This is a genomic window from Avibacterium paragallinarum, from assembly GCF_900450705.1.
Lineage (GTDB): Bacteria > Pseudomonadota > Gammaproteobacteria > Enterobacterales > Pasteurellaceae > Avibacterium > Avibacterium paragallinarum.
This window is the reverse complement of record NZ_UGHK01000002.1, coordinates 819897-846446: the sequence shown is the minus strand read 5'-3', so window position 1 is coordinate 846446 and position 26550 is coordinate 819897. Positions and strand designations below refer to the sequence as shown.

The window sequence follows — 26550 nt, the reverse complement described above, 5'->3', positions numbered from 1 at the left end:
TTATCTAGGACAGCCCCAAAGGCAATTGCCTTGATAATGGTGCGATGGAAAGCTTTTTCGGGCGATTGAAGACGGAATGTTACTTTGGCAAGCGGTTTGAAACCTTTGAACAGCTTGAAAAAGTGATTCACGAGTACATTCATTACTACAACAATGAGTGTATTCAAGTGAAGCTCAAAGGACTAAGCCCTGTGGAATACAGAACTCAGTCCTTGAATGAAATTAGAATATAGTCTAACTTTTTGGGGGCAGATCACTTTTTTCCGCACTTTTTTAATCAATATTATTGATCCATTATTAACACTTCAACCCTGTGCTTTCTGCCACTTGCTCAACCACTTGGCGTAAGGCTTTGGCGCATTGGTGAAGTTGTTCTAGCTCATCGGCTGGCAGTTTGTATTTCAAAATACGTTCTACGCCTTTGCTACTGATGACCATTGGCACGTTCACCACCACATCGTTTAAGCCGTATTCGCCGTTGAGCATTGTGCCAACGGGCAAGACAGAATATTCATTAATGCTAATGGCGCGAATAATGCGGAACACGCTCGCCGCAATGGCGTGGTTGGTGTTGAGTTTTAAGCTGAATACTTCCAAACCAATGGCTTTGGTGGCTTTGAGTAGCTCTTGTGGATCGAGCATCGGCACATCGTTTTGCTGGCAAAAATCATCGATTTTTTGCCCTGCGATATTTACGATACTCCAAGGAATAAAACTATTGGCGCCGTGTTCGCCCATCACATAACCGAACACGTTTTTCGGATCGATTTTTACTTTATCGGCAATAATTTTCATCATTCGCGCCGTATCCACCACACAACCTGCGCTAATTACACGGTGTGCTGGGAAGTTCGTATTACGAATAATGAAGTGGGTGAGAATATCACAAGGATTGGTAACCACAATGATAATCGCATTGGGTGTATAACGTTCTAATTGACGGGCAATCTCCACGGTGATTTTCGCATTGATATGACCAATTTCTAAGCGATCTTGTCCCACTTTAATTTGTGCGCCAGCGGTGATCACCACCGCATCGCTATCACGGGTATCTTCATATTCACCGGAAATAATTTTGGTGTTTTTGGCGAAGGTTAATGCGCTAGTATGGCTGAAATCTAACTGTTCGCCACGAGTGCGTTCTTTGTTGAGATCCACCAAGACTACTTCTTGGCATTCGCCCATTGTCAGAAGATAATTACAAATGCCCACGCCCACAGCACCTGCACCGATAATGGATACTTTCATTGTGTTTTCCTGTATTTGTTATAAGTTAAGTTGTTTTCAAAAGGGCGTTAATCTTACTTTATCTGTTTCCCTTGCTCAACGCCTGAATAGAAAGTGCGGTGTTATTTTGGCGAATTTTTTGCTACTTCGCTCAAAAAATTAACAAATGTTCGCACCGTTGGCGCAAGCCCGCGATTTTTATAATAAATGGCATATAAAGGCACGCTTTCCATTTGCCAATCGGGTAATAATTTTTGCCAATGAGGTTGAATTAAGCCTGAAAGCTCAGGCAACAGGGCAATCCCGTAGCTATCTTCAACAAGTTGCGCCAACACTGAAGCATCATTGGCTTGTAAGGCTTTTTTCCCTTGAATTAATTCCCGTTGATTGCCCTGCTTGAAAAGCCAATTTTTGCCATCACTTTTATGCAGCAAGCGGTGGTTTTTCAGTTCTTGTGGGGTGAGTGGCGTGCCATTTGCCTTTAAATAATGAGGTGAAGCGTAAACCCCAGAATCAATATCTAATAAATGTTTGGCAACCACATCATCAAGATCAAGCTCACCAATGCGTAAGGCAATATCCACGCCTTCTTGCAATAAATTCGCGCGGCGGTTTTCCATTGTAATATTCAGCTCAACGTCAGGGTGTTGCTGTAAATAGTGCGATAAATGGGGCGTGAGCCAATAACGCAAAATTTCACTGGAAACGGAAATACGCAGTAACCCTCGGGGCGTGGCTAAGCAATCTGCCACAGAATTCACCGCACTTTCTGCCGCTTCCACCGCAATTAAAGCGTGTTGATAAAAATGTTCACCCAGATCATTTAAACGTACCCCATTACGATTGCGATCGAGCAGTTTGCTGCCTAGTTGGTTTTCTAATTCTGTCAAACGGCGGCTTAAGCGAGATTTCGGCACGTTTAGCTGTTCAGCCGCGTGGGTTAGGCTACCAGATTGGATCACGGTAACAAAAAAACGCATATCATTGAGATCGATTTGTCGCATAAATAGAACCTTTTGTTTCAAATTTGACTATTGTTCACTATATGGAACAAGTATAAACTACGCCACAAGAAATAAGCAAACAGTTTAGGAGAAAGAAAATGCGTATTTTGGAATTAGATAGAATTAACGAATTAGCACGTAAAGCAAAAGTTACCGCACTTTCTGAAGCTGAATTAAATGAGCGTAGTGCGTTACGTCAGCGTTATTTAGCAGCAATCCATGGACAATTAACCAATATTTTATCCACCGTAAGCGTGGTTGATCCAGATGGCAATGATGTTACCCCAACGAAATTGCGTGAAGCACAACGTAGTGGAATGCAAGTTGCCACTTGTTAATGAACTAACCGCCCTGAATATTCAGGGCATCACAAAAAACAGAATTGATCAAATTTAGGAGAAAAAATTATGCGTACAGTAAATCGAGTATATCAAGCACCACAAAAACATTGGGTGGGCGGTGGCTTTTATGTATCACCTTTATTTTCACATAGCCAACAGGATAAAGTAACTAGCCCGTTTTTAATGCTAGATTACGCAATGCCAATGGAGTTTAAACCTCATAACGGTGCACCACGCGGTGTAGGGGCACATCCACACGCAGGATTTGAAACCGTCACAATTGCATTGCAAGGTGAAGTAGAACACCGTGATAGCGATGGCAACGGCGGCGTAATCGGTGCAGGCGATGTACAATGGATGACCGCAGGAAATGGGATCGTTCACCAAGAGTTCCATAGCGAAAACTTCAGCCGCACAGGCGGAATGTTTGAAATGCTACAACTTTGGGTAAATTTGCCTGCGAAAGACAAAAACGCCCCAGCGGGTTATCAAAGCATTAAAGCGGTAGATATTCCAACTTATCACTTTGCGGATAATGCAGGAACAGCACGCATTATTGCAGGTGAACTGGACGGCGTAAAAGGCCCAGCTCACACCTTTACTGAGTTAAATATGTGGGAAATGGATATTAAAGCCAACCATAGCGTAACCATTAACGTGCCAGAAACCCACCATTTAATGTTGGTAGCATTACGCGGATCTGCCGTGATCAACGACAGCGACCGTGCGAACCCAACAGAATTGGTGATTTTCAACCACGAAAGCGGCGAAGTTAAAATCACCGCAGGTGATGAAAACGTGAAAATGGTGCTACTCAGTGGTGTGCCAATTGATGAGCCAATTGCGGCCTATGGCCCGTTCGTAATGAACACCCGCGAAGAATTAATCGAAAAATTCAACGCGTTTAATAAAGGTGAGTTTGGAGATATTCATTAATTGCGATAAAGTAAAGAGCGGTTTTATTTATAGTCATTTTTATCTTAGAGCTAGCCTCATTTATTTTGAATTTAAATGGCTATAATCTATGGCCGATTGGTCTTTTTTTTATAAGCTCAAAAGTTTATCAAATCTGTCAAAGGAAATATGGCTAGTTCGAAAGAACTAGCCATATTTGTATGCACAACCTAGTTAATTGTTGATTTTTCTATTCTAAGTAATTGATGAATTTATTTATATCGATAGTTTTTGTTTCTCTCAGTAGTTTATTTTTAGCTGTTCCTAATAAAATAAAAGCGATAATTTTATCATCCTGTTTACAGCCTAAAGCTTCGCGTAATGCACTGCCTTCAAGCCAAGGGCCTGTTACCCAAATATTATCAAACTCTTGTGCGTTTGCCGCTAACTGTATGGCATAACAAGCTGCACCTGCGGTTAACATTTGCTCCCAAACTGGGACTTTCGCAATATCTTTTTGGATTTTCGCGACAACGGCAATTATCATTGGTGCTCGTGTGGCAAATTCTTCAGCTTTTTTCAAGCGATCTTCACCTAAATTCAGTTCTGTTACTGCACATTTTAGTAATGAGCTGAGTGTTGTAAGTCCCGTATTTTCAATAACCACAAAGTGATAGGGTTGTAATTTCCCGTGATCGGGGACATGCATTGCAGCTTGAAATATTTGTTTTAGCTGTACTTTATTAGGGGCTGGTGCATAGAGTTTTTTATTAGAACGTCGAGATGTAAGAAGTGTTAAGGCATCCATAAATAAGGTATCCTGTCATCTATAGTAATTAGATGGAATTATAGCGCAGTTAGAGTAAAATTAACGGTAAATGATTAAATAATCATTCGCATTTAATGTGTAATCTGTTATTATATTGCTTTATGATTTATTTTTAGGGGCGTTATGAAATTTTTGTTTAAGTTACTTAAATTTTTTTGGTCGGGACTAAATTTTCTTCGTAATTTAGTGATGAATGCTATCTTTTTGCTCTTTCTTATGGCTGTATTTGTTATTGCTGGTTTAATAATGAACCCCAATAAAGATAGTAAGGTTCAACTTTTTGGTGAACAGGGGGCATTGTTCTTCAAATTAGACGGTTATCTTGCTGATGATAGAGGGGAGTATTCTTTACGTGATATATTAAAAGAAATTGATGCTAAATATGATATACCACGTCAGATTTCGACATTTGATATTGTATATGCCATAAGAAAAGCGGCTAATGATGAGCGTATTCAAGGGTTAGTTTTTGATTTAAATCATTTTGATGGGGCAGATCTGCCAGCAATAAAATATGTTGGTTCTGCTATTTCAGAGTTTAAGGCAAGTGGAAAGCCTGTAATCGCTTATGCAGATAGCTATACACAAAAGCAATATCTTTTAGCAAGTTATGCGGATGAAATTTATCTTAACCCTATTGGGCGTGTGGACATTAAAGGGTTATCTGTACAAAATCTATACTACAAAGACCTACTCGATAAGTTGAAAGTAACACCACATATTTTTCGCGTAGGAACTTATAAGTCAGCAGTAGAACCTTTTTTACGTAATGATATGTCGCTTGAGGCGAAAAGGAATCTACAACGTTGGTTAAGTCTAATGTGGGCAGATTATGAAATGATGATTGCTGAAAATCGTCAAATTCCAAGACAGGATGTTCTACCAAGTGTAGATAAATATTTTGAGCAGTTAAGAGCATTAGATGGAGATCAAGCTATATACGCTAAACAAAGAAAATTTGTTAGTCAAATAGCCGATCGTTTCACACTGAATAAAGCATTAATAGAGCTTTTTGGTCAAAATCATAAGGAACAACCTAAATTATTGCCATTTGATGATTATTTATCATCCCTTCCAGATCGTATGGCAGGGGGGCTTAATAATATTGCAGTTGTTAATATTGAAGGGACAATTATTGATGGGAATAGTGATGAAAATGGTGTTGGTGGAGATAGTATCGCAAAATTATTACGCCGAGCTTATGATAATGATAAAGTAAAAGCGGTAATTATGCGAATAAATAGTCCAGGCGGTAGTGCATTTGCTTCTGAAATAATTCGCCAAGAAATCGTACATTTGCAACAGGCTGGAAAACCCGTGATTGTGTCTATGGGGGCAATGGCAGCTTCTGGAGGATATTGGATTGCGAGTACAGCAGATTATATTTTCGCTGATGCGGATACGATAACAGGCTCAATTGGTATTTTTTCAATTTTTCCAACATTTGAGAAATCAATAGGCGAAATAGGGATAAATTCAGATGGTATTTCGACTTCCGAGTTAGCAAATCAATCGATTTTTGCAGAGTTGTCAAAAGTGAATTCAGATATTCATCAATTAGAAATTGAATACGGCTATGATAAGTTCCTTTCTTTAGTGAGTAAAGGGCGTCATCTTGATAAGAATGATGTAGATAAAATAGCACAAGGGCAAGTATGGCTAGGAAAAGAAGCTTTAGAGCATAAACTTGTGGATGAACTAGGTGATTTTGACCGAGCAGTTGATAAAGCAAGAGAATTAGTATATGCAAAATCACCTCAAGAAAAACAGATAAAGTTAGGGGTTGAATGGATTGTAGAAGAAGATGATTCTATTTTAGGAGGATTCTTTAAAGGGTTTAAAAAAGATGTTCAGTACCAACTATTACAAGGAATAGGTGTGCCGAATTCATTTTTTGAAATAAAGAAGAAATTAAATCAGCTTTCACTATTGAATGATCCTAAAGGACAGTATTTGTATTGTATTAATTGTGGCATTTTGAATTAATATAAAAATCCCCTTTATTTTTAAGGGGATTTTTGTGAATAGGTTTTTTATTGAAAAACCATTCTAAGTGTAATTGACGAATAAAATTAATAAATGCCTTTATTTTCGCGGATAAGTGTCGTCTGTATGGATAGACAATATTTAAATCAATATTTTTTTGTGGATATTCAGTCAATATTTCTATTAACTCTCCTGATTTTAGTTCATTTTCTATTAAAAATTTTGGTGAATTTATGATTCCTAACCCAGATTTTGCGAATTCAGTAAGGGCGAGACCACTGTTACAAATCATATTAGTTTGAAGCTTTAAGCGAGTAATTCGTTTTCCATTAGTAAACTCCCCAAAGTTTTGGTTACTATTTGATTTATAAAGTAAAACTTTGTGTTGATATAACTCTTCAAGAGTTTTTGGGGTACCGTTTTGAGCAAAATAAGTAGGAGACCCAACTATATGCATTGAAAAGGTGGCGATTTTTTGTGCTATTAATGAGCTATCTTGTAAATTTCCTATTCGTAATGCCAAATCAAATCCTTCAGAAATTAAATCAACGGTTCGATCACTGAATTCTACTTCAACTTGTAAATTAGGGTTGTATTTTAGAAATTTCTCTAGGTTAGGAGCGATATAAAGTAAACCAAAATCACGTGGTACAGAGATATTTAATTTTCCTTGTAATGCTGTAGCTAAATTACTAATATTAGCTTCAGCTTCTTGTAATTCTGATAAAATAGGTTGACAGTGTTGATAATAAATTAATCCCGCTTCTGTTGGTACGATGGTGCGGGTAGTGCGTTGCAAAAGGCGGGTTTTGAGCTGTTCTTCAAGTTGCGAAACCAGTTTGCTTGCCATCGCGACAGAGATATTTTGTTGCATCGCGGTTTGGGTGAAACTTTTGGTTTCCACCACTTTACAAAAAACTGAAATTGCATTGAGTTTGTCCATTTATCTTCCTTTTTTTAAAAAATGATTGACCTATGCGTCGATAGTCCGCAATATATCGGCAATTTTACACAAGTTAGCAAGAATTAGGTAAATAAAAAGATGAGTAAATCTTTAGTGATTGTGGAGTCGCCAGCCAAGGCGAAGACCATCAATAAGTATTTAGGTAATGATTATATTGTGAAATCCAGCGTTGGGCATATTCGTGATTTGCCAACGGTGGGCAGTAGTAGCGGTGAAAAGGCCAAGCCGATTTCCACCAAAGGATTAAGCCCCGAAGAAAAGCAAAAAGTGAAGCAGGAAAAAGAGCGAAATGCGTTGGTGAAGCGTATGGGGATCGATCCTTATCACGGCTGGAAAGCGAATTATCAAATTCTTCCCGGTAAAGAAAAAGTAGTAGCTGAGCTGAAATCATTGGCGAAAAAAGCGGATCACATTTATCTCGCGACCGATTTGGATAGAGAGGGAGAGGCGATCGCGTGGCATTTGCGAGAAGTGATCGGCGGTGATGACGATCGTTTTAGTCGCGTGGTGTTCAATGAAATTACCAAAAATGCCATCAAACAAGCCTTTGAACACCCCGAACAGCTTAACCTTGATCGCGTAAATGCTCAGCAAACACGGCGTTTTTTAGATCGCGTAGTGGGTTTTATGGTTTCCCCTTTATTATGGAAAAAAGTGGCTCGCGGGCTGTCTGCAGGGCGTGTGCAATCGGTGGCAGTGAAATTGCTGGTTGAGCGTGAGCGTGAAATTAAAGCCTTCCAACCTGAAGAATACTGGGAAGTGTCTGTGATAACGCAAAATGCACAGAATATGGCGATTCATCTTGATGTTGCGACCTTTAAAGGCAAAAAATTTGAGCCGAAAAACGCACAGCAAGCACAAAGTGCGGTGGATTTTTTACGCAAATCTGCTTATGTGGTTTCCGATTTAGAAACCAAGCCAACCAGCTCAAAACCGAAAGCACCTTTTATTACCTCAACCTTGCAACAGACCGCCAGTACGCGTTTAAATTTTGGCGTGAAGAAAACAATGATGCTCGCTCAGCGTCTTTATGAAGCGGGTTACATCACTTATATGCGTACCGATAGCACGAATTTAAGCCAAGACGCGTTAGCAATGGTGCGTGATTACATCAGTTCGCATTATGGCGACAGTTATTTACCGAGCAAGCCGAATTTTTATTCCAGTAAAGAAAACGCCCAAGAGGCACACGAAGCCATTCGTCCTTCTGATGTTCGCGTATTGGCAGCGGATTTGCAAGGAATGGAAAAAGATGCCGTGCGTTTGTACGATCTCATCTGGCGACAATTTGTCGCTTGCCAAATGCCCGCAGCACAATATGACAGCACAACGCTGACGGTGAGTGCGGGGGATTATGGCTTAAAAGCGAAAGGGCGGATTTTACGTTTTGACGGTTGGACAAAAGTGCTACCGCCAATGGGGAAAAGTGCCGAAGATCAGGTTCTTCCCGCTGTGGCAGTCAATGAACAATTAGCCCTAAATGAAGTGATCCCACAACAACATTTCACCAAACCGCCTGCTCGCTTTACCGAAGCGGCGTTAGTGAAAGAGTTAGAAAAACGGGGGATCGGTCGCCCTTCCACTTATGCGTCGATTATTTCTACCATTCAAGAACGCGGCTATGTGCGTGTGGAAAACCGCCGTTTCTATGCGGAGAAAATGGGTGAAATTGTTACCGATCGGCTCAATCAATCTTTCATTGATTTAATGAATTATGATTTCACTGCCAATATGGAAAATGTGCTTGATCAAATTGCTGATGGCGAAAAAAATTGGAAAACCGAGTTAAATCAATTCTTTAAAGATTTTTCTCAACAATTAAGCCAAGCTGAATTAGATGAGCTTGAGGGCGGAATGAAGCCAAATAGCCTTGTGATGACTGATATTAAATGTCCAACTTGTGGGCGTCCAATGGCGATTCGCACCGCAAGTACAGGTGTTTTCTTAGGCTGTTCAGGCTATGCGTTGCCACCAAAAGAGCGGTGTAAAACCACGATAAATTTAATTCCTGAAGCCGAATTGCTGAATGTGTTAGATGAATCTTCCGAAACCAAAGCCCTGATGGAGCGTAAACGCTGTTCAAAATGTGGCACGGCAATGGATAGTTATATTATTGATCCACAACGTAAACTTTATGTATGTGGGAATAATCCGAATTGCGATGGTTATATGGTGGAACAGGGCGAGTTTAAGATCAAAGGCTATGAGGGGCCGGTGGTGGAATGCGATAAGTGTGGTGCGGATATGCACTTAAAATTGGGGCGTTTTGGCAAATATATGGCTTGTACCCAATGCGATAACACACGAAAAATTCTCAAAAATGGCGAGGTTGCACCACCAAAAGAAGAACCTGTACATTTCCCAGAGCTAAAATGTGAAAAGTCTGATGCGTATTTTGTGTTACGCGATGGGGCAGGTGGCGTGTTTATGTCGGCTCACAACTTTCCGAAATCGCGTGAAACACGTCCCGCAAAAGTGGCAGAACTAGCACAATATCGTGAACGTCTGCCTGAAAAATTGCAGTATTTAGCCGATGCTCCACAAAAAGATCCAGAAGGCAATGAAGCCATTATCCGCTTCAGCCGTAAAGAAAAACGTCAATATATTACTTCTGAAAAAGCAGGAAAAGCCACCAAATGGCGTGCGGACTATATTGATGGAAAATGGATGGAGAATGGGAAATAGTTTTCTTTATTAGTGATATTTTATTTCAATAAACTATGAGTAAAAAATAAACCTACGACGAAAATCGTAGGTTTATTAGTCAGCTAAGTAGAATAAAATGAGTTTAGTATTTAATTTGCTTTTTAAATTATATCGTTACTATGCAAGGGCACACAACCTACGATACCGAATTTGAAGCTATTTTACCCCCCCCCCTTTTTTTAACACTTTTATCAAGAAAAAGTCAAGCCTTTTATACACGTTCTAAACGAAACCTCACCCCCCATTCTTGAATTTCATTCACAACCCTATTGAACATTCACCCCGTGAAATACCGCGTAAACGGCATCACCATCGCGGCCAATGTGTACACCCCAGCCAATTTCGACCCAAATAAAAAATACCCAGCCATCACCGTTGCCCACCCAAATGGCGGCGTGAAAGAGCAAGTGGCAGGGCTTTACGCACAAAAATTGGCAGAGCAAGGCTTTATCACCATTGCCGCCGATGCCGCCTATCAAGGGGCGAGAGGTGGTGAGCCACGCCAAACCGACAAACCGTTCAACCGCATTAACGATGTACACGGAATGGTGGACTTCCTCGAAAGCTTCAAAGGCGTAGACACCAACAACATCGGGGCATTAGGCGGTGGCGGCTACACCTTTGCGGCGGCACAAAGCGACAAACGCATCAAAGCCGTTGCCACCGTTAGCCTATTCAACACGGACTTAGTTCGCCGTAACGGCTTGGGCGACAGCCAAATCAGCACCATTCAAGAGCGTTTACAACAAGCCTCAGAAGCCCGCAGCAAAGAAGCACAAGGCAACGTGGAATACAGTGCCAACGCCGATTTAACCAAAATCACCCAAGCAGACATCGACAAAATGCCCGCAGGCTTGTATCGAGATGGCTTTGAGTATTACGGCAAAACCCACTATCACCCCAACTCAACGCCACGCTACACCACCAGCAGCCTGTTGGATTTGATGACCTTTGACGCCACCGACCACGCCGACCTCTTCAACCAACCGCTCTTAATGATCGCAGGCAGCAACGCCGACACCAAATATATGACGGACGAGGCAATGCAAAAAGCCACTGGCACGGCGGACAAAAAAGAAGTGATTATCGAAGGCACAAGCCACATCGAAACCGACTGGAAACCCGAGTACGTCAGCCAAATCAGCGACCAACTCACCCAGTTTTTCAAAGCCAAACTTTGATTAAGATTCAAAATGGTAAGGATGTCGGAATTATTAAGTCGTCGGCAGTAAAAGCAGACGAAAAAGATCACTTCATTACCCTTATAAAACATAAAAAGTAAAGATGCGAGTTGGGCCGTATTTGGAAGAAAAATACGGCCCATTACTTGTCTATAGCTAAAACTAGAATGGGATATTATCGTCATCAAAATTATCATCAACCATAGGAGTAGGTGGTGATGAAGGGCGGGCTGCTGCCTGTTGTTGAGGGGCTTGATAGCTCGGTTGTGCGGGTTGTGCATATTGGTTGCTGCCTTGTTGAGCATATCCCCCTTGAGCTGAATACCCACCTTGTCCTCTATCTGCACGGCTATCTAACATTTGCAAAACATCGCCTTGAATTTCTGTTGTATAACGATCTTGGCCATTTTGATCTTGCCATTTGCGAGTTCTTAAACGCCCTTCAACATAAACTTTTGAGCCTTTGCGTAAATATTCGCCAGCGACTTCTGCTTGGCGACGATAAAACACAATACGATGCCATTCGGTAATCTCACGGCGTTCTCCCGTATTTTTATCCATCCAGCTTTCACTGGTCGCAACACTAATGTTCGCAACGGCTTCCCCATTTGGCATTGTACGAATTTCCGGATCATTTCCTAAATTTCCAACAATAATAACTTTATTTACTCCAGCCATAAATTCCTCTGTCTAATATTTAAGTGCGGTAAAAATTTTTGCTATTTTGCCTTAAAATAAAATAAAAAGCTATTAGTTCCATCTAAATCAACTGGATATTTGCACAGTTATTTCAGATTATGCGATAATGATCGCAAAATAATTTCAAATTGCTTGAATAGACAAAAAATTATGGAAAAAATAGAAGTAAGAGGGGCGAGAACCCACAATTTAAAAAATATTAATTTAACCATCCCCCGCGATAAATTGATTGTGATCACGGGGCTATCTGGTTCAGGCAAATCCTCTCTAGCCTTTGACACCCTATATGCAGAAGGACAACGCCGTTATGTAGAATCCCTGTCGGCTTATGCACGTCAATTTTTATCGTTGATGGAAAAACCAGACGTGGATCATATTGAAGGTTTATCTCCCGCGATTTCTATTGAGCAAAAATCAACATCTCACAACCCACGTTCTACAGTGGGAACAATCACGGAAATTCATGATTATTTGCGTTTATTATTTGCCCGTGTGGGGGAGCCTCGCTGCCCGAATCACCATATCCCTTTGGCAGCACAAACAATTAGCCAGATGGTGGATAAGGTGCTGGCATTGCCGGAAGAAAGCCGAATGATGTTGCTTGCCCCAGTGGTGAAAGATCGCAAAGGGGAACATATTAAAATTTTAGAACATATTGCCGCGCAAGGTTATATCCGCGCCAGAATTGATGGGGAAATTTGCGATCTATCGGATCCCCCTGCATTAGAATTACAGAAAAAACATACAATCGAAGTAGTGGTAGATCGCTTTAAAATTCGTCCAGATCTTGCCACGCGTTTAGCTGAATCTTTTGAAACAGCATTAGAGCTGTCTGGTGGTACCGCTATAGTGGCAAATATGGATGATCCTCAAGCCGAAGAGCTGCTTTTTTCCGCCAATTTTGCCTGCCCGCATTGTGGTTATTCTGTGCCAGAACTTGAGCCTCGCTTATTCTCTTTTAATAACCCTGCAGGTGCTTGTCCAACTTGTGATGGTTTAGGTGTACAACAATATTTTGATGAAAAACGAGTGGTTCAAAACCCAAGTATTTCTCTAGCTAACGGGGCGATTAAGGGTTGGGATCGACGTAATTTCTATTATTATCAGATGCTCACCTCATTGGCAAAACATTATGGTTTTAATGTGGAAAGCCCATTCGAAGAATTACCAAAAAAAATTCAACACATTATTCTGCACGGCTCAGGCAAAGAAGAGATTGAATTCCAATATATGAATGATCGCGGTGATATCGTGCTACGCCGTCATAGCTTTGAGGGCATTCTCAATAATATGGCTCGCCGTTATAAAGAAACCGAATCTATGGCGGTGCGTGAAGAGTTAGCGAAACATATCAGCACTCGCCCTTGTAAAGATTGCGGGGGTTCTCGCTTACGTCAAGAGGCTCGCAATGTATTTATTGGGGAAACAAATCTTCCCGAAGTTTCTGAAAAAAGTATTGGGGAAGCCTTTAACTTTGTAGATAGCCTAACCTTAAGCGGACAACGTGCTCAAATTGCAGACAAAATTTTGAAAGAAATCAAAGAGCGGTTGCAATTTTTAGTCAATGTTGGTTTAAATTACCTCTCCCTTTCCCGATCCGCCGAAACCCTTTCTGGCGGTGAAGCACAACGTATTCGCCTCGCAAGCCAAATCGGGGCGGGTTTAGTGGGGGTGATGTATGTACTTGATGAGCCTTCTATTGGCTTACATCAACGCGATAATGAGCGTTTACTTAACACGTTGATTCATCTAAGAAACTTAGGGAATACAGTGATTGTGGTAGAACACGATGAAGATGCTATTCTTGCTGCGGATCATATTATTGATATTGGACTAGGTGCGGGCGTACACGGCGGCAATGTTGTTGCTCAAGGCACTGCTCAAGAAATCATGCAAGATCCAAATTCTTTGACGGGTAAATTTTTATCTGGAAAGGAAAAAATAGAAATTCCGCAAAAACGCACCGCACTTGATAAAAAGAAAATCTTAAAACTTAAAGGGGCTTCGGGCAACAACTTAAAAAATGTCAATTTAGAAATCCCCGTTGGATTATTTACTTGCGTCACCGGCGTATCTGGTTCGGGCAAATCCACATTAATTAACGACACTTTATTTCCTTTAGCACAAAGTGCATTAAACCGTGCTGAAAACGCCCAAGCCGCACCATACAAATCGATCGATGGACTCGAATTTTTTGACAAAGTGATTGATATTGACCAAAGCCCGATTGGACGTACACCGCGTTCAAATCCTGCTACTTATACGGGATTATTCACCCCTATCCGCGAATTATTCGCTGGTGTACCAGAAGCTCGAGCAAGAGGCTACAATCCCGGTCGATTTAGCTTTAACGTGCGAGGCGGACGCTGTGAAGCCTGTCAAGGAGATGGGGTAATCAAAGTAGAAATGCACTTTTTACCTGATGTTTATGTCCCTTGTGATCAATGCAAAGGAAAACGTTACAATCGTGAAACCTTAGAAATTCGTTACAAAGGCAAAACGATTAACCAAGTGTTGGATATGACAGTGGAAGAAGCTCGTGAGTTTTTTGATGCTATCCCACAAATTGCTCGCAAATTGCAAACCTTAATGGATGTTGGGCTTTCTTATATCCGTTTAGGGCAATCTTCCACCACGCTTTCTGGTGGTGAAGCACAACGCGTAAAATTAGCCACTGAGCTGTCTAAACGAGATACGGGAAAAACATTGTATATTCTTGACGAGCCAACAACAGGTTTGCATTTTGCCGATATTAAACAACTGCTTGATGTCTTGCACCGCTTGCGTGACCAAGGTAATACGATTGTGGTGATTGAGCATAATTTAGATGTTATCAAAACTGCAGATTGGATTGTAGATCTTGGGCCTGAAGGTGGTAGTGGAGGCGGGCAAATCATTGCGACAGGCACGCCAGAACAAGTTGCGAAGGTTAAAGGTTCGCATACAGCACGCTTCTTAAAGCAAATACTCAAAAAGTAACCACTTAAATAGATGGAAGTGCGGTAACTTTTCTGCAAGTTTGATAAAAAATCGCTGTAATCAATGCTGATTTTTTGATACATTTACCACAATTTTTTACACTTTGGTGTGAGTATTTTTATACAATTACATTAACGGAACACTTATGTTATTCAAAAAAATTCGTGGCTTATTTTCAAATGATCTCTCCATTGATTTAGGGACAGCAAACACATTAATTTATGTCAAAGGTCAAGGCATTGTATTAAACGAACCTTCTGTTGTTGCCATTCGCCAAGGGCGAGGTGGGGCAATGAAGAGTATTGCGGCAGTGGGAAAGGAAGCAAAATTAATGCTTGGGCGTACCCCAAAAAGCATTATGGCAATTCGCCCAATGAAAGATGGGGTCATTGCTGATTTCTCTGTGACAGAGAAGATGCTTCAATATTTTATTAAACAAGTGCATAGTGGGAACTTTATGCGTCCTAGCCCTCGCGTTTTAGTATGTGTTCCAGCGGGAGCAACGCAAGTAGAACGCCGTGCAATCAAAGAATCAGCGTTAGGTGCGGGAGCTCGTGAAGTATATTTAATTGAAGAACCTATGGCAGCTGCGATCGGAGCAAAACTTCCTGTCTCCACTGCAACTGGCTCTATGGTCATTGATATTGGTGGTGGAACGACTGAAATTGCCGTGATTTCACTAAATGGTATCGTATATTCTTCTTCTGTACGTATTGGCGGTGATCGATTCGATGAAGCAATTATTGCTTATGTTCGTCGTACATTTGGCTCAATCATTGGAGAACCAACAGCTGAACGTATCAAAGAAGAAATCGGTACAGCCTATATTCAAGAAGGTGATGAAATAAAAGAAATGGAAGTTCATGGGCATAATCTTGCTGAAGGTGCCCCAAGAACCTTTACTCTTACCTCCAAAGATGTGTTAGAAGCTATTCAGCAACCTCTTAACGGCATTGTTGCAGCAGTGAGAACGGCTTTAGAAGAATGCCAACCCGAACACGCAGCAGATATTTTTGAGCGTGGTATCGTATTAACTGGTGGGGGGGCTTTATTACGCAATATCGACATTTTGTTATCAAAAGAAACTGGCGTTCCAGTCATTGTGGCAGATGATCCTTTAACCTGTGTTGCTCGCGGTGGAGGGGAAGCTCTGGATATGCACGGTGCTGATATTTTTAGTGATGATATCTAAGTATATTATGTTGTTAATGAAGTACGGTCAAAAATAGTAGAAATTTGACCGTACTTTTTCTGAGCAATATCAATGAAACTTATCTTTGGAAAAGGTCCTTATCTTGGCATACGTTTAGTTTTGGCAGTCATTTTTTCTATGATTTTAATCATCTCTGATGGCCAAACAAATACAATGATAAAGGTCAGAAGTTTAATGGAAACAGCCATTAGTAGCGTTTATTATCTTGCGAATACACCAAGAACGATACTTGATGGGGTATCTTATAATCTCGTTGATACCAATAAATTACAGATAGAAAATAAAGTATTAAGAGCACAGTTACGTGAAAAAAATGCTGATTTACTCCTTTTAGATCAACTAAAAGTAGAAAATCAGCGTTTACGCCTATTACTTAATTCCCCACTACGTACCGACGAATACAAAAAAATTGCTGAAGTACTTACTACAGAAACAAATGCTTATCGGCAACAAATTGTCATTAATAAAGGTGAAAATGACGGTGTTTATATAGGCCAAGCAGTGATTGATGAAAAAGGGGTTGTAGGACAAATCATCTCTGTTGGAGCAAATACTAGCCGAGTATTGTTACTTACCGATATTACCCATTCGATTCCTGTTCAAGTTTTACGAAATGATGTCCGCACAATTGCAAGCGGAACAGGTCAAAATGATGAATTAACTTTAGATAATGTTTCACGTTCTGCAGATATTGTGAAAGGCGATATATTAGTCACCTCTGGACTTGGAGGGCGTTTTCTCGAAGGATACCCTGTTGCTATCGTAGAAAACGTTTCTCGAGATAATAAAAATTATTTTGCAACAATTACCGCAAAACCTCTAGCATCCCTTGATCGTTTACGGTATGTACTTCTCTTATGGCCCACTAATGAGGATATCCGAAAAGTATCTTCAAGTACTCCAGCTGATGTGCGTAAAGCAGTACATCAACGTCTTGAATATCAAAAAAAACCTAAAGTTGCCAAAAAACTCCTTTCTCAAGAACCGCTTTCTTCACCATCTCTAGAAGAACAGCACATAGATCAATCATTGGAAATGCCGTACGACTTAATTGAATCTGAATTACCACCTCATAGAGAGGAAGATTAATGAAATATAATCCAATTTCTCACTTTATTTCTCTCGCCATCACCTTCCTTGTGGCGATTATATTTGAAATAATACCTTGGCCAACACACCTTCAGTATTTTAAACCAGCTTGGCTTGTCTTAATTTTATCTTATTGGATTTTAGTTTTCCCCACTAGAATTAATATTGGGACGGCATTCTCAATGGGGATTATATGGGATCTTGTTTTAGGGGCTACATTGGGTACACACGCGTTAGTACTTTCCATTTTTGCTTACTTTTTAGCCAAAAATAATACCCTATTCCGTAATCTATCCTTGTGGATGCAAGGCATACTTATTTTTATCGCTATATTTCTTATCCGATTCAGTATTTTTATTATAGAATTATTTCTACACAGTGCTGAATTTCATTGGCAAGAAGTGCTTGGAGCAATAATAAGTGGGATTTTGTGGCCTTGGATATTCTTATTACTAAAAAAGCTCACACATAAGGCTGAGTAATAAATCCCAGCCTTATTATTCAAAAACTACGACTCCTCAATATGCCCCTGATCTAAATGCACAATATCAATTTCATTATTGGCATCAACTTGGAAAGCTTGTCCAAATCCTTTTACAAATAGCCCCTGTTTAGGAATAAGGTGGAAGAGGGAGAAATCTTGCATTTTCACCAATTCTTTCATTAGATTACCGTGGCGTTGTTGCAACAAGCCTGTGCCAAGTTCCCATTCTGGGGTGTTTCGCGGTACTTCAATCACTTCCGCCTCCGCAGTTAAGCGGTGGCGGGCGAAAATTTGGCGGCTGGATTGCTCGTCTTCAATCAACATTAAAGACACCTTGCCATTTTGTTTCAAATTGCGGGCGTGCTTGGCGATGGTGGAAATAAAAATGTAGTAGCCTTTTTCGCTTTCCGCAAAAGGGGCGTAGCTCGCGTTCGGCATTCCCACTTCATCAACGGTGGCTAGTAACAGGGTCTTACATTGTTGTTTTAATTCTTCAATTTCGGGTTTTAAGCGGTGATTTAAACGCTGTTGGCGATCTAGCATAAAATTTCCTTATTTTTCAGTTGGTTAAATTTTTCTACTTGATGAGGGAAAAGCTGGCGTTGCGTATCTCTGCCGAGATAAATTTTAAATAGCACATTGTCATCTTCAGTAATAAAGGCGATGGCATAGCTTTCTTTGCCACGAAATGGCTTGCTGATAAGGGCAATGTCTTTTACGCGGTCTAATTTGAGATGCCCGTGCAAGGCGATATCTGGCTGTTTATCCATATTCAGATTGAAATAGCCGTAGCCTGTTTTACCCTGTGGGAAAACGCCCGATATTTCAAAGATCGAACCCGCTTTTTCGATAATTGTTACTACCTTGCCCCAAGTGTGGATTTCCGCAAGCAGGGCTTCCACTTGCCCCGTAAAGAAAGACACAAAGTGCGGTGGTAAATTTTTGAGAATTTTTCCTTCGGGAACTTGGAATTTTTCAGCTAAATCAAGGGTGTGTAAATCAGGCTGAGATTCTAACACCTGAGCAATTTGTTGTTGCAATGTCATAACTTTCCTTTTTTATTGAACTGTTAGAATTGATAAGCCACGCTCACTTTCACATTTCGCCCTGCCGATGGCGTGAGGCTGAATGCTTGGGTGTAGGCTTTGTCAAAGAGATTTTCAATCGCAAAATCAACACGTAAGTTTTCCCACTCCCCTTGTTTTGGTGCATAGGTCGCGGTGAGAGCCACAAGGGTGTAAGCGGGATATTCTTGCGTGGTTTTGCTTGGTAAGCGTTTTTGGGCAAAGTAATGGCTTAAGCGACCGCCAACGGAAAATTTATCTGCCACCACGGCATAATTTCCGCCAACAATGATCCTATCTGCATTAATATTTTCCAAGGCTTCACCCGTTTGACGATCTTTTCCTCTGAGCATTCCATAATTGGCATAGAGCGACCAGCTTGGCGTTTGGTATTCTGTGCTGAATTCTACCCCACGCAAACGGGCATTTTGAACATTGCGGTATTGAAATATTTCAGGAATAGCTTTTGCTTCATCATTATATTTAATTACTTCAAGATTAATAAAATCTTTCACGTCATTTTGGAAAAGTGCGGTGCTAATTTTTAACGAATCTTCCGCTTTCCACAGATTTTGCCAATGGAAGTTAAAATTAATTTCTTTATTACGGGCAACTTCGGGCTTGAGATCCGGGTTTGATTGGAAAGAAGTAACCAGCATTCTGTCATAACCAAAATGATTGCCCGAAACATAACGTTCTTGCAGGCTCGGAGCACGGAAAGCCTCGTTATATTTCACATTAATGTCAAACCAGTCTGTTGGCTGATAGCTGAGCGTCAATGCTGGCGATAAATGGCTTTTTTGATAGCTTTGTGAGCTGACTTCTGAGGTTTTGTAATGATCAAATCGCAACGCTGGGGAAAACGTCCATTGCTCTGCAAGTTTCAAATGGCTAAGCAAATAGGTTCCCCACACATTGGCTTTTGCATTGTAAGGATTTGGGCGATATTTTGCAGTACCTAGGAATCTCTCACAGCCTACAGGAATACCTCCATTATTAGCTGCCGAAGTGTTCACTCCTGTACAGGCATCCGCATTATTTTTCTCCCTTAAAGTAATGGCGTGATCTTGATAAAAATCCACCCCATAAATGAAGGCAGCTCGCTCAAATTCTGAGCTATTGCGGAAATTAAAACCCCAAGTGCGATAACGGGTTTCGTCATTAGCGAGGGTGCGTTGGTTTTGCTCCGTTTCTTTAGTGCGGTTAGTGTAGAGGGTCAATTCACTATTTATCCAGTCTGATTCTGGATTAAAGAGATAACGCAAAGAAAGTCCTGTATCGACAATTTTTTGCTGTGCTAAATCTGTTGTTCCGCCCGCTTCGCTGTAATCCACTTTACCACCTGTGTCACGGCTTTTCTTAACATAATCAAAAAAATCAATAGGCGTATAAGGCTCTGCCATTTCATTATTAGCTGGGGCGAGTTGCTTATTGACTGTGTGGCGGAAATTTAGTTCAAGACGGTTAGTTTCGTTAATTTGCCAGCCCGCTTTCAACAAGCCCCCTTGTTGAGTTAAGCCACTGTAAGGCAACTCACCCAAACTTTCACCCAAACGTAAATTATTGCTTTTATTGCGAAAACCCTGAACTAGCACATCAAATTTTTCATTCGCACCATAAGCTGCCACTTGCGTCTCACTAAGGGAACTAGCGGATTGGTAACCCTGTTTGACTAACACCCCCCAATGCTCATTATTTTTAAGTAAGTCAAAGGCATTAAGCGTTCGCATTGCCATTACGCCACCTAATGCACCACTGCCCCACAAGGCACTACTTGGACCTTTCACCACTTCAATTTGTCCCAAGGTGCTTGGCGGAAGAAAATAAGATCCGCGATGTTCCAAATTAAAATTTTGTCGAACGCCATCAATCACTTGCACAACACGGGTTCCGCTAAGCCCTCGTATATTTACTTTTTGAGCAAGTGGACGACTCCCTCCAGAGATTGAAATATTAGGTTTAGATGAAATTGCTTGAGCGACACTCGTTGCTTGTGTTTCCTCTAGTTGATTGCGATCTAAACGTTCAATTTTATTTTGTGTTTGAGCATACTCTGTTGGATCTCGTAAAGCAGAAACTTCTATTTCTTCTAACATTTCTGCCCCGCCTACTGATGGCAGCAATGAACAAAGTGCAAAGTAAATAGGTGATCGCTTTAATTTCATTGGAAAAACCTCTCATTCACTGTTTTGTTAATTGGGTTGATAGTATTTGTTAAAAAATAAAAAGTCAACACTATTGATAATAATTTTCATTTGTGTATAATCATTTTCGAAATAAACTCTTAACCCTTTTTTATTAGGTGAATATTATGCGTTATTCTAATTATCTCCTTAGTTGTATTCTTACTTTACCGTTATATGTTCAAGCTCAAGAAACCTTTCAAGATCAATTGCAACAGGCTGGGGCTATTTCACAGGAACTCAATCAACAACGTAAACGTTTAGAAAAGCCTGGTGGGCAGTTATTCAAACAACCCGTACATATTCATTCGCAAAGCAATAATGCACTGCGTTTTGAGTTAAATCAGATACATATTAAATTGCTCAATGAAACAGGGTTAGAAACGCCAGTAAAACAAGATTTATCGCATTTAATTAAACCTTATCTTAACAAATCAATAACACTTGATGATTTAAACCAACTCACAGAAAAAATTACGCAATATTACCGTGAACATAATTATTTAGTTGCTCGAGCTTTCTTACCACCTCAAGAAATTGAAAATGGTGAGCTTACAATCGGCGTGATGGAAGGGAATATTGGGAAAATTAACATTGATAATCAAAGCAAATTATCCGCTAATTTTGTCAGACGAATGGCAAATACAAGTATTAATAGCCAACGTTATTTATCTCAAACAGAAACGGAAAAATTAGCATTACTATTAAATGATATTCAAGGCATTAAATCTAAATTAAGTGTACAGGCTGGGGAAAAGACAGGCATAACAGATGTTAATGTCCTTTTGCAAGATGCCAAACGTTGGCAAGCTTATGTTTTTTCCGATAACCAAGGATCAACGAGTACAGGACGCTATCGGATAAGTGCAGGTGGAAAATTGTTCAATTTGGCCGGATTAGGTGATGAACTGAGTATCAACGCGTTAAGCTCCCAAAACCGTCGTTTAAAAAATATTCGTATTGAATATTCGGCGTTATTAGATGGATATGGAACAAAAATCGGTACTTACTTCTCATATTTAAACTATAAATTAGGCGGTGATTTCGCTGCATTAAATGCTAAGGGATATAATCAAAATGTAGGGATTTATCTTTTACATCCAACTATCCGCCAACCTGATTTACACGTTAATACCAAACTTACACTTTCACATAATCGTATTGCAGATAGCCAAGTCGCTAGCCAAGAAGTAGAAAACCACACTCGGATTAATCTCGTTAATTTAGAATTAAATGGCGTTTGGAATAGCCTACCAAAGGGAACGACCTATTTTAATATGGCAATGAGTATTGGGCAGGAACATAATCAAACGTCAGAATCCTATCAAAATCGTCCTCTAGATTGGCAAGAAAATAATAAATTTACCTTAACCAATATTGAATTAGGACACGAGCAGATCTTACCTTATGATTTTGCCTTTGATATTAATGTGAAAGGGCAATTAAGTGATCGAAACCTCTCTTCTAATCAAAAAATGTTATTAGGCGGTCAATCTGCTGTGCGAGGATATCGAGCCGGTGCAGTTTCCTTATCTGACGCTATCATTGGACAATTTACGCTCAAACATTATTACCCTCTTTTCAAAGAAAGTTTACTCACGACATCGGCATTTTATGACATTGGTGCGGGTAAAAAATACCACAAGATCAGTACCTATAATCAACGTCCTGAAGAAACGAATAAAATCAAATTACAGAGTATAGGTGCGGGATTCCAGCTTTCTGCTCCGAATAATTATTCAATAAATGCGTACTATAGCCGCCCTATTGGTCACAAATTGGCAAATGAAAAAGATCACCAATTTGTATTGTCATTCTTAAAATTGTTTTAAGTTATTGGAATATCAATGTCTTACAATCGTTTAGGAGCTAAACTATGAAAACTTCTCTTAGCCTTATTTCTTTAGCCATACTGTCTAGTTCAGCTATCGCTAACAATATTGATGTAAATGCGTTACCTAAAAATCACAAACTCACTCAAGGCGAAGCCAGCATTTCACAAAACAACAATGCAATGACTATCGATCAAAAAAGCGATCGCGTTTCCATTGATTGGGAAAGTTTTAATATTGGCAAACAAGCCAGTGTTACATTCAATCAGCCCGCTTCATCTAGTATCGCCTATAACCGTGTAACGGGGGCGGATGTTTCCACCATTCAAGGCAAACTGAATGCCAATGGGCGAGTGTTTTTATCTAACCCTAACGGCGTGATCTTCACCAAAGATGCACAGGTGAACGTGGGGGCGATTCTTGCCACGACGAAAGAGGTGGAAAAACTCGCGGAGAAACCAACACGTAGCTATGCTCGAGATGAAGCCAACTTTAAGCGGAAAACGGATAAAGAGGGCGAAATTCGTAATGAGGGAAAAATTCAAGCGGAAGAAGCCATTTATTTGGTGGGAGATAAGGTCGTGAATAACAGCAAACTTCACCTAACGGGAAATCCTGAAGAGGTGATTAAACTGAATTATTCAGGCAATCTTGATGGCATTGCGGTGAAAAATAAAACCGTGCTACTCGGAGCAGGAGACAGTTTTACCTTTGATTTAGGTAATTTCAGCATTAGCTTAACGGGTAAACAGGTAGCGGGGCTAATTGAAAACAAGGGAGCGATTATTTCTAATGACCGCATTTTGCTTACTGCCAAAGGGGAAGATCAGCTTAAACATTCAGCGGTAAATAATGCGGGCTTACTGGAAGCCAATGACATCGCTATTGAAGGCGGAAAAATCGTTCTCACGGAACAATCGGACATTCGCTATGGTAAAGATAGCCGTAATGGGGCTACCCTTAAAATTATACAAACGGGGAAAGACAAAGATGCAAGCATAAAAATAGGCGGAAAAATTACCGCACTTGCACAAACAGACAAAGTTAAACAAGCCACTTATCACCACAATGATCGTTTCCAATCAGGAAAAATGGTGCGTGATGAACAAGGAAAAATTCTCTATACGGCGGACAAAAAAACGATTGCTAAAGCGGAACAAGCTGAGAATGGTTTAATTGGAGATGATGGGAAACGCTATACCAATCAAAGTGATGTCGTTTTTGTGATTAGTGCTAAAAATGGAGGCTATCAAACAGATAGAAGAGGTTATAAGCCTGAGTTTAACAAGAAATTTGATGCATTACGCTTGCCTTATCGTGATGAACGCATTTTAGAAATTAGTTATAACGAAAAAAATGGTGAATTGAGCGATATCAAAATTATTAAACGTAATAATAAGCTTGATTCCATTAACAGTAAAATTGCTGACATATTAGAAGAGAAGATTAAGGCAAAAGATTTTTCTTTCCTCAAGAAAAATGAATTGGATTCTTTAACCGCAAAAGTTATTGAGGAGCAAAAACAAGAACTTATTAATAAACTGGGCATTAATGAGAAACAGTTATCTCTTTTATCGGGCGATCAAACCGTTACAGTTGGGGAACGCGTTTATACTGCTCCAGCCGTTTATTTGTTAAAATCAAATGTCACTCAGATTTTAGAAGAAGTGAAAAAAAACAAACCCGATGCAAAATTTGAAGATTTGACATTATTAGCGTCAATTTTGAATAATCGTCGCCCTGTTTCTCAAGGTATTGACAACAGTAAAACGAAAACAGGCTTTCTGAATGACGAGAAAAAACAAATTTATCCTTTAATGGTGTCACAGAGCTTAGCAGAAAAGCTCAAACAGAATATCGCCTTACCTTTAACAACAATCAGTACACAAACTCAGCTTGAAATTCAAAATGCAGATTTTAATCATATTGAAGGCGGAAAACATAATGTAATGATTTTAGCCAATAATTCCAAGGATAATGAAGCAACGATTCGTTTACAAAGAAGCCATATTAATCTTGGTGGAGGTGCTTTCGGCATTGGAAGTACAACAGGATTTGTGCCTTTACAAGAAAATATCTTGCAAGTAAAACAAGAAAACGGGCAATTGATTTCCTTATACAATGTAACAGGTACCTCATTAAAACAGAAAACGCTAAATGAATTATTAAAAAACATTAAGTTTTATGATTTTGATTCAAAATTCCAAACTAAAGATAATCAGCAGATTTCTTTACCTGAACTTTGGACGCAATTTGTAGAAAATCCAACGATTCAAAATAAGAATGTTGAAAATGTTAGTTTTTATACTTTTGTGAAAGAGAATTTCAAGGCGTTTGTGCAAGACAAATTAGAAAAACTTCCCTCTCAAGTGGATACCGTTTTATCTCGCTCAACATTTTCTGATGGCAATACCATTAATTCAAATTGGAAAAAAATTGAAGTTGCTAAACAAACCACCAATATTCCTGGCCTTACCGCTCATCAATACGCCCCATTTAACGTTGAACTAAACGAAGTCACTTTCCAAAAAAGTAAAGACTTCATCATTGCGGACGGATTTAAAACAGTGCAGTTAAATAAAGTTACCAGTAAAGATGAAATCGGAATTTATATCAATGCAGGTAATCAACGTTCTTATTTCACTAAAGAAACTAACTTATCTGAAAATGTGAAAAAGCAAGGCTATGAATATCTGATTGCGAATTTAGAAGAACGTATTACACGAGGGAATTTTTCCGTCTTAAACGAACGTTATGATTTTAATCAATATAATTGGGATGTAAATAACAAACCATTTACACGCAAACTTGCTCATAGCGAAAGAGCAAGCCGTGCGGCAAATAGAGAATTAAACAGAGCCTTTGCTGAATGGACTGGCGATGCCACAAGCCAGCGTTCACATATTGATGGCACAAAAATCACCATTCGAGATAGCCAACTAAATAGCAAAGATGGATTTATGCATTTACTTGCCAAAGATGTCGATATTCAAAATAGCCATTTAACGGTCAATTATGCTCGACCGCTTTATGATGATTTTATGCCTAAAGCCAGCAAGATAGGGATAAATGCGAAGAATATTCGATTAGATCATAGCCACCTATTCGTCAGCGGAGAGGATAGGTTGAATACATCCGCAATGCCGGGGGCAGCTGGTATTTTCTTAATTGGTGATGTTGTTGGTAAAAATAGCAGTATTTATGCCAAAACATATCAGGGGTATAGCATCCGAACCAGTGGAAAAACAACGTTAAGTGGAGAGTCTTCGGCAAAAGATTTACGCATTACCGTTATTCATACAGGGCCTTATCCAAAAGACAGTGGTTCCGTATTTGGTGCAAATAGTGCGGACTACTTTATTGAAGGAATAGGTTTTGATGTGGGAGATATTATCCAAAGAGATGAAAAAGGGAATGTTATATCGGGCACCACATTAAGTAATCTAGAATTTAATATTTTTGCCCCTAATGGTGCAAGAGCCTTTAAATCTTACGATAATTCTAGCAAAGATTATGTTCCGAATATCAAAGTAATGAAAAGTGCCATATTTAATTATTTTGAGCGACCACGCATTGTTTCTCTTGCATCAAATGTTGTTACAGGAAAAAGCCAAGCGATGAGCTTAAGAGATATGCTACGTAATATTGATCAAATTCAAGGTGTCAAAGCAAGCAATTTAGGTTTACAACAAACGAGTAACACGAACCTTCCAACCTCTTTAAATCAAATAGATAACATAATACAAAATGTTTCTTTACCAGAAGAGCGAAGTGAAGTTGAAATTTGTGATGCAAGCAGCCAAGAATGCTCTACACTGCCATCGAAGATGAATGGAAAAGTCAGCGTGGGAGAGATTTTGTAAGAAAAATCGGAT

The 26550-nt window shown here is 39.9% G+C and carries 19 protein-coding genes and 1 pseudogene; 12 read left to right on the top strand and 8 right to left on the bottom strand.

Annotation, left to right across the window (positions count from 1 at the left end):
* Positions 1-11 precede the first annotated feature (11 nt).
* Positions 12-233: pseudogene (locus DXZ23_RS08905) on the top strand (transposase); the annotation flags it as partial.
* Between the two features lie 64 nt (positions 234-297).
* Here the strand turns inward: DXZ23_RS08905 and DXZ23_RS08900 are convergent.
* Together DXZ23_RS08900 and DXZ23_RS08895 are read right to left on the bottom strand one after the other, a co-directional pair.
* The gene (locus DXZ23_RS08900) at positions 298-1248 is read right to left on the bottom strand and encodes a lactate/malate family dehydrogenase (protein ID WP_017805699.1); all 951 of its coding nucleotides are present in this window, start codon (positions 1246-1248) and stop codon (positions 298-300) included.
* A 101-nt stretch (positions 1249-1349) separates the two neighbouring features.
* On the bottom strand, positions 1350-2231 hold the full coding sequence (locus tag DXZ23_RS08895) for a LysR family transcriptional regulator (protein ID WP_017805698.1): 882 nt from the start codon (positions 2229-2231) through the stop codon (positions 1350-1352).
* A gap of 98 nt (positions 2232-2329) precedes the next feature.
* On the opposite strand from DXZ23_RS08895, the gene DXZ23_RS08890 reads away from it, so the two are divergent.
* Both DXZ23_RS08890 and DXZ23_RS08885 read left to right on the top strand, forming a co-directional pair.
* Positions 2330-2569, top strand: a complete 240-nt coding sequence (locus DXZ23_RS08890; RefSeq protein ID WP_017805697.1) for a DUF896 domain-containing protein — start codon at positions 2330-2332, stop codon at positions 2567-2569.
* A gap of 69 nt (positions 2570-2638) precedes the next feature.
* The gene (locus tag DXZ23_RS08885; protein WP_017805696.1) at positions 2639-3508 is read left to right on the top strand and encodes a pirin family protein; all 870 of its coding nucleotides are present in this window, start codon (positions 2639-2641) and stop codon (positions 3506-3508) included.
* Positions 3509-3716: 208 nt separating this feature from the next.
* Here the strand turns inward: DXZ23_RS08885 and DXZ23_RS08880 are convergent, their stop codons facing one another.
* Positions 3717-4274 (bottom strand): NAD(P)H nitroreductase, encoded by a 558-nt coding sequence (locus tag DXZ23_RS08880; protein WP_017805695.1) that lies wholly within the window; start codon positions 4272-4274, stop codon positions 3717-3719.
* Between the two features lie 144 nt (positions 4275-4418).
* Between DXZ23_RS08880 and sppA the strand changes: the two genes are divergently transcribed.
* Positions 4419-6281, top strand: coding sequence for a signal peptide peptidase SppA (sppA, locus tag DXZ23_RS08875; protein WP_017805694.1), 1863 nt, complete (start codon positions 4419-4421; stop codon positions 6279-6281).
* On the opposite strand, the gene DXZ23_RS08870 is transcribed toward sppA, so the two are convergent.
* Entirely contained in the window at positions 6259-7224 is a 966-nt protein-coding gene (locus DXZ23_RS08870; protein ID WP_017805693.1) for a LysR family transcriptional regulator, read from the bottom strand. The two genes, sppA and DXZ23_RS08870, sit on opposite strands and share 23 nt — an antisense overlap.
* A 99-nt stretch (positions 7225-7323) precedes the next feature.
* On the opposite strand from DXZ23_RS08870, the gene topA reads away from it, so the two are divergent.
* Together topA and DXZ23_RS08860 are read left to right on the top strand one after the other, a co-directional pair.
* Complete coding sequence (gene topA, locus DXZ23_RS08865; protein WP_017805692.1) at positions 7324-9930, top strand: type I DNA topoisomerase; 2607 nt, start codon at positions 7324-7326, stop codon at positions 9928-9930.
* Between the two features lie 290 nt (positions 9931-10220).
* On the top strand, positions 10221-11132 hold the full coding sequence (locus DXZ23_RS08860) for an alpha/beta hydrolase (protein WP_242510702.1): 912 nt from the start codon (positions 10221-10223) through the stop codon (positions 11130-11132).
* A gap of 162 nt (positions 11133-11294) precedes the next feature.
* On the opposite strand, the gene DXZ23_RS08855 is transcribed toward DXZ23_RS08860, so the two are convergent.
* Positions 11295-11810, bottom strand: a complete 516-nt coding sequence (locus DXZ23_RS08855) for a single-stranded DNA-binding protein (protein WP_017805689.1) — start codon at positions 11808-11810, stop codon at positions 11295-11297.
* Positions 11811-11981: 171 nt separating this feature from the next.
* On the opposite strand from DXZ23_RS08855, the gene uvrA reads away from it, so the two are divergent.
* From uvrA to mreD, 4 genes are all read left to right on the top strand, one after another.
* Positions 11982-14810, top strand: coding sequence for an excinuclease ABC subunit UvrA (uvrA, locus tag DXZ23_RS08850; protein WP_035695897.1), 2829 nt, complete (start codon positions 11982-11984; stop codon positions 14808-14810).
* Positions 14811-14955: 145 nt separating this feature from the next.
* A complete protein-coding gene (locus DXZ23_RS08845; protein ID WP_017805687.1) occupies positions 14956-16002 on the top strand; it encodes a rod shape-determining protein in 1047 nt (348 codons plus the stop codon).
* Positions 16003-16074: 72 nt separating this feature from the next.
* Positions 16075-17112, top strand: coding sequence for a rod shape-determining protein MreC (gene mreC / locus DXZ23_RS08840; protein WP_017805686.1), 1038 nt, complete (start codon positions 16075-16077; stop codon positions 17110-17112).
* Positions 17112-17594 (top strand): rod shape-determining protein MreD, encoded by a 483-nt coding sequence (gene mreD, locus DXZ23_RS08835; RefSeq protein ID WP_017805685.1) that lies wholly within the window; start codon positions 17112-17114, stop codon positions 17592-17594. Before mreC ends, mreD begins: the two co-directional genes overlap by 1 nt.
* A 26-nt stretch (positions 17595-17620) precedes the next feature.
* On the opposite strand, the gene hutZ is transcribed toward mreD, so the two are convergent.
* From hutZ to DXZ23_RS08820, 3 genes are read right to left on the bottom strand one after another with little or no spacing between them, the layout of a single operon-like run.
* Positions 17621-18139 carry a heme utilization protein HutZ gene (gene hutZ / locus DXZ23_RS08830; RefSeq protein ID WP_017805684.1) on the bottom strand — a complete coding sequence of 173 codons (519 nt, stop codon included), beginning with the start codon at positions 18137-18139 and terminating at the stop codon, positions 17621-17623.
* Positions 18133-18642 (bottom strand): heme utilization cystosolic carrier protein HutX, encoded by a 510-nt coding sequence (gene hutX / locus DXZ23_RS08825; protein WP_017805683.1) that lies wholly within the window; start codon positions 18640-18642, stop codon positions 18133-18135. The genes hutZ and hutX overlap by 7 nt, the downstream gene beginning before the upstream one ends.
* Positions 18643-18665: 23 nt before the next feature.
* The gene (locus tag DXZ23_RS08820) at positions 18666-20825 is read right to left on the bottom strand and encodes a TonB-dependent hemoglobin/transferrin/lactoferrin family receptor (RefSeq protein WP_017805682.1); all 2160 of its coding nucleotides are present in this window, start codon (positions 20823-20825) and stop codon (positions 18666-18668) included.
* 146 nt (positions 20826-20971) lie between these two features.
* Between DXZ23_RS08820 and DXZ23_RS08815 the strand changes: the two genes are divergently transcribed.
* Both DXZ23_RS08815 and DXZ23_RS08810 read left to right on the top strand, forming a co-directional pair.
* On the top strand, positions 20972-22675 hold the full coding sequence (locus DXZ23_RS08815; protein WP_017805681.1) for a ShlB/FhaC/HecB family hemolysin secretion/activation protein: 1704 nt from the start codon (positions 20972-20974) through the stop codon (positions 22673-22675).
* A 44-nt stretch (positions 22676-22719) separates the two neighbouring features.
* Positions 22720-26538: a filamentous hemagglutinin N-terminal domain-containing protein gene (locus DXZ23_RS08810; protein WP_017805680.1), complete on the top strand. Its 3819-nt coding sequence runs from the start codon at positions 22720-22722 to the stop codon at positions 26536-26538.
* Positions 26539-26550 lie beyond the last annotated feature (12 nt).

Excerpts from the sequence above, each read along its gene's own strand:
- sppA (WP_017805694.1), top strand. The coding sequence starts at position 4,419 with ATGAAATTTTTGTTTAAGTTACTTAAATTTTTTTGGTCGGGACTAAAT.
- DXZ23_RS08885 (WP_017805696.1), top strand. The coding sequence starts at position 2,639 with ATGCGTACAGTAAATCGAGTATATCAAGCACCACAAAAACATTGGGTG.
- DXZ23_RS08810 (WP_017805680.1), top strand. The coding sequence starts at position 22,720 with ATGAAAACTTCTCTTAGCCTTATTTCTTTAGCCATACTGTCTAGTTCA.
- DXZ23_RS08870 (WP_017805693.1), bottom strand. The coding sequence starts at position 7,224 with ATGGACAAACTCAATGCAATTTCAGTTTTTTGTAAAGTGGTGGAAACC.
- DXZ23_RS08855 (WP_017805689.1), bottom strand. The coding sequence starts at position 11,810 with ATGGCTGGAGTAAATAAAGTTATTATTGTTGGAAATTTAGGAAATGAT.
- DXZ23_RS08820 (WP_017805682.1), bottom strand. The coding sequence starts at position 20,825 with ATGAAATTAAAGCGATCACCTATTTACTTTGCACTTTGTTCATTGCTG.
- mreD (WP_017805685.1), top strand. The coding sequence starts at position 17,112 with ATGAAATATAATCCAATTTCTCACTTTATTTCTCTCGCCATCACCTTC.
- DXZ23_RS08900 (WP_017805699.1), bottom strand. The coding sequence starts at position 1,248 with ATGAAAGTATCCATTATCGGTGCAGGTGCTGTGGGCGTGGGCATTTGT.
- hutX (WP_017805683.1), bottom strand. The coding sequence starts at position 18,642 with ATGACATTGCAACAACAAATTGCTCAGGTGTTAGAATCTCAGCCTGAT.
- hutZ (WP_017805684.1), bottom strand. The coding sequence starts at position 18,139 with ATGCTAGATCGCCAACAGCGTTTAAATCACCGCTTAAAACCCGAAATT.
- topA (WP_017805692.1), top strand. The coding sequence starts at position 7,324 with ATGAGTAAATCTTTAGTGATTGTGGAGTCGCCAGCCAAGGCGAAGACC.
- DXZ23_RS08845 (WP_017805687.1), top strand. The coding sequence starts at position 14,956 with ATGTTATTCAAAAAAATTCGTGGCTTATTTTCAAATGATCTCTCCATT.
- DXZ23_RS08895 (WP_017805698.1), bottom strand. The coding sequence starts at position 2,231 with ATGCGACAAATCGATCTCAATGATATGCGTTTTTTTGTTACCGTGATC.
- DXZ23_RS08880 (WP_017805695.1), bottom strand. The coding sequence starts at position 4,274 with ATGGATGCCTTAACACTTCTTACATCTCGACGTTCTAATAAAAAACTC.
- uvrA (WP_035695897.1), top strand. The coding sequence starts at position 11,982 with ATGGAAAAAATAGAAGTAAGAGGGGCGAGAACCCACAATTTAAAAAAT.
- DXZ23_RS08890 (WP_017805697.1), top strand. The coding sequence starts at position 2,330 with ATGCGTATTTTGGAATTAGATAGAATTAACGAATTAGCACGTAAAGCA.
- DXZ23_RS08815 (WP_017805681.1), top strand. The coding sequence starts at position 20,972 with ATGCGTTATTCTAATTATCTCCTTAGTTGTATTCTTACTTTACCGTTA.
- mreC (WP_017805686.1), top strand. The coding sequence starts at position 16,075 with ATGAAACTTATCTTTGGAAAAGGTCCTTATCTTGGCATACGTTTAGTT.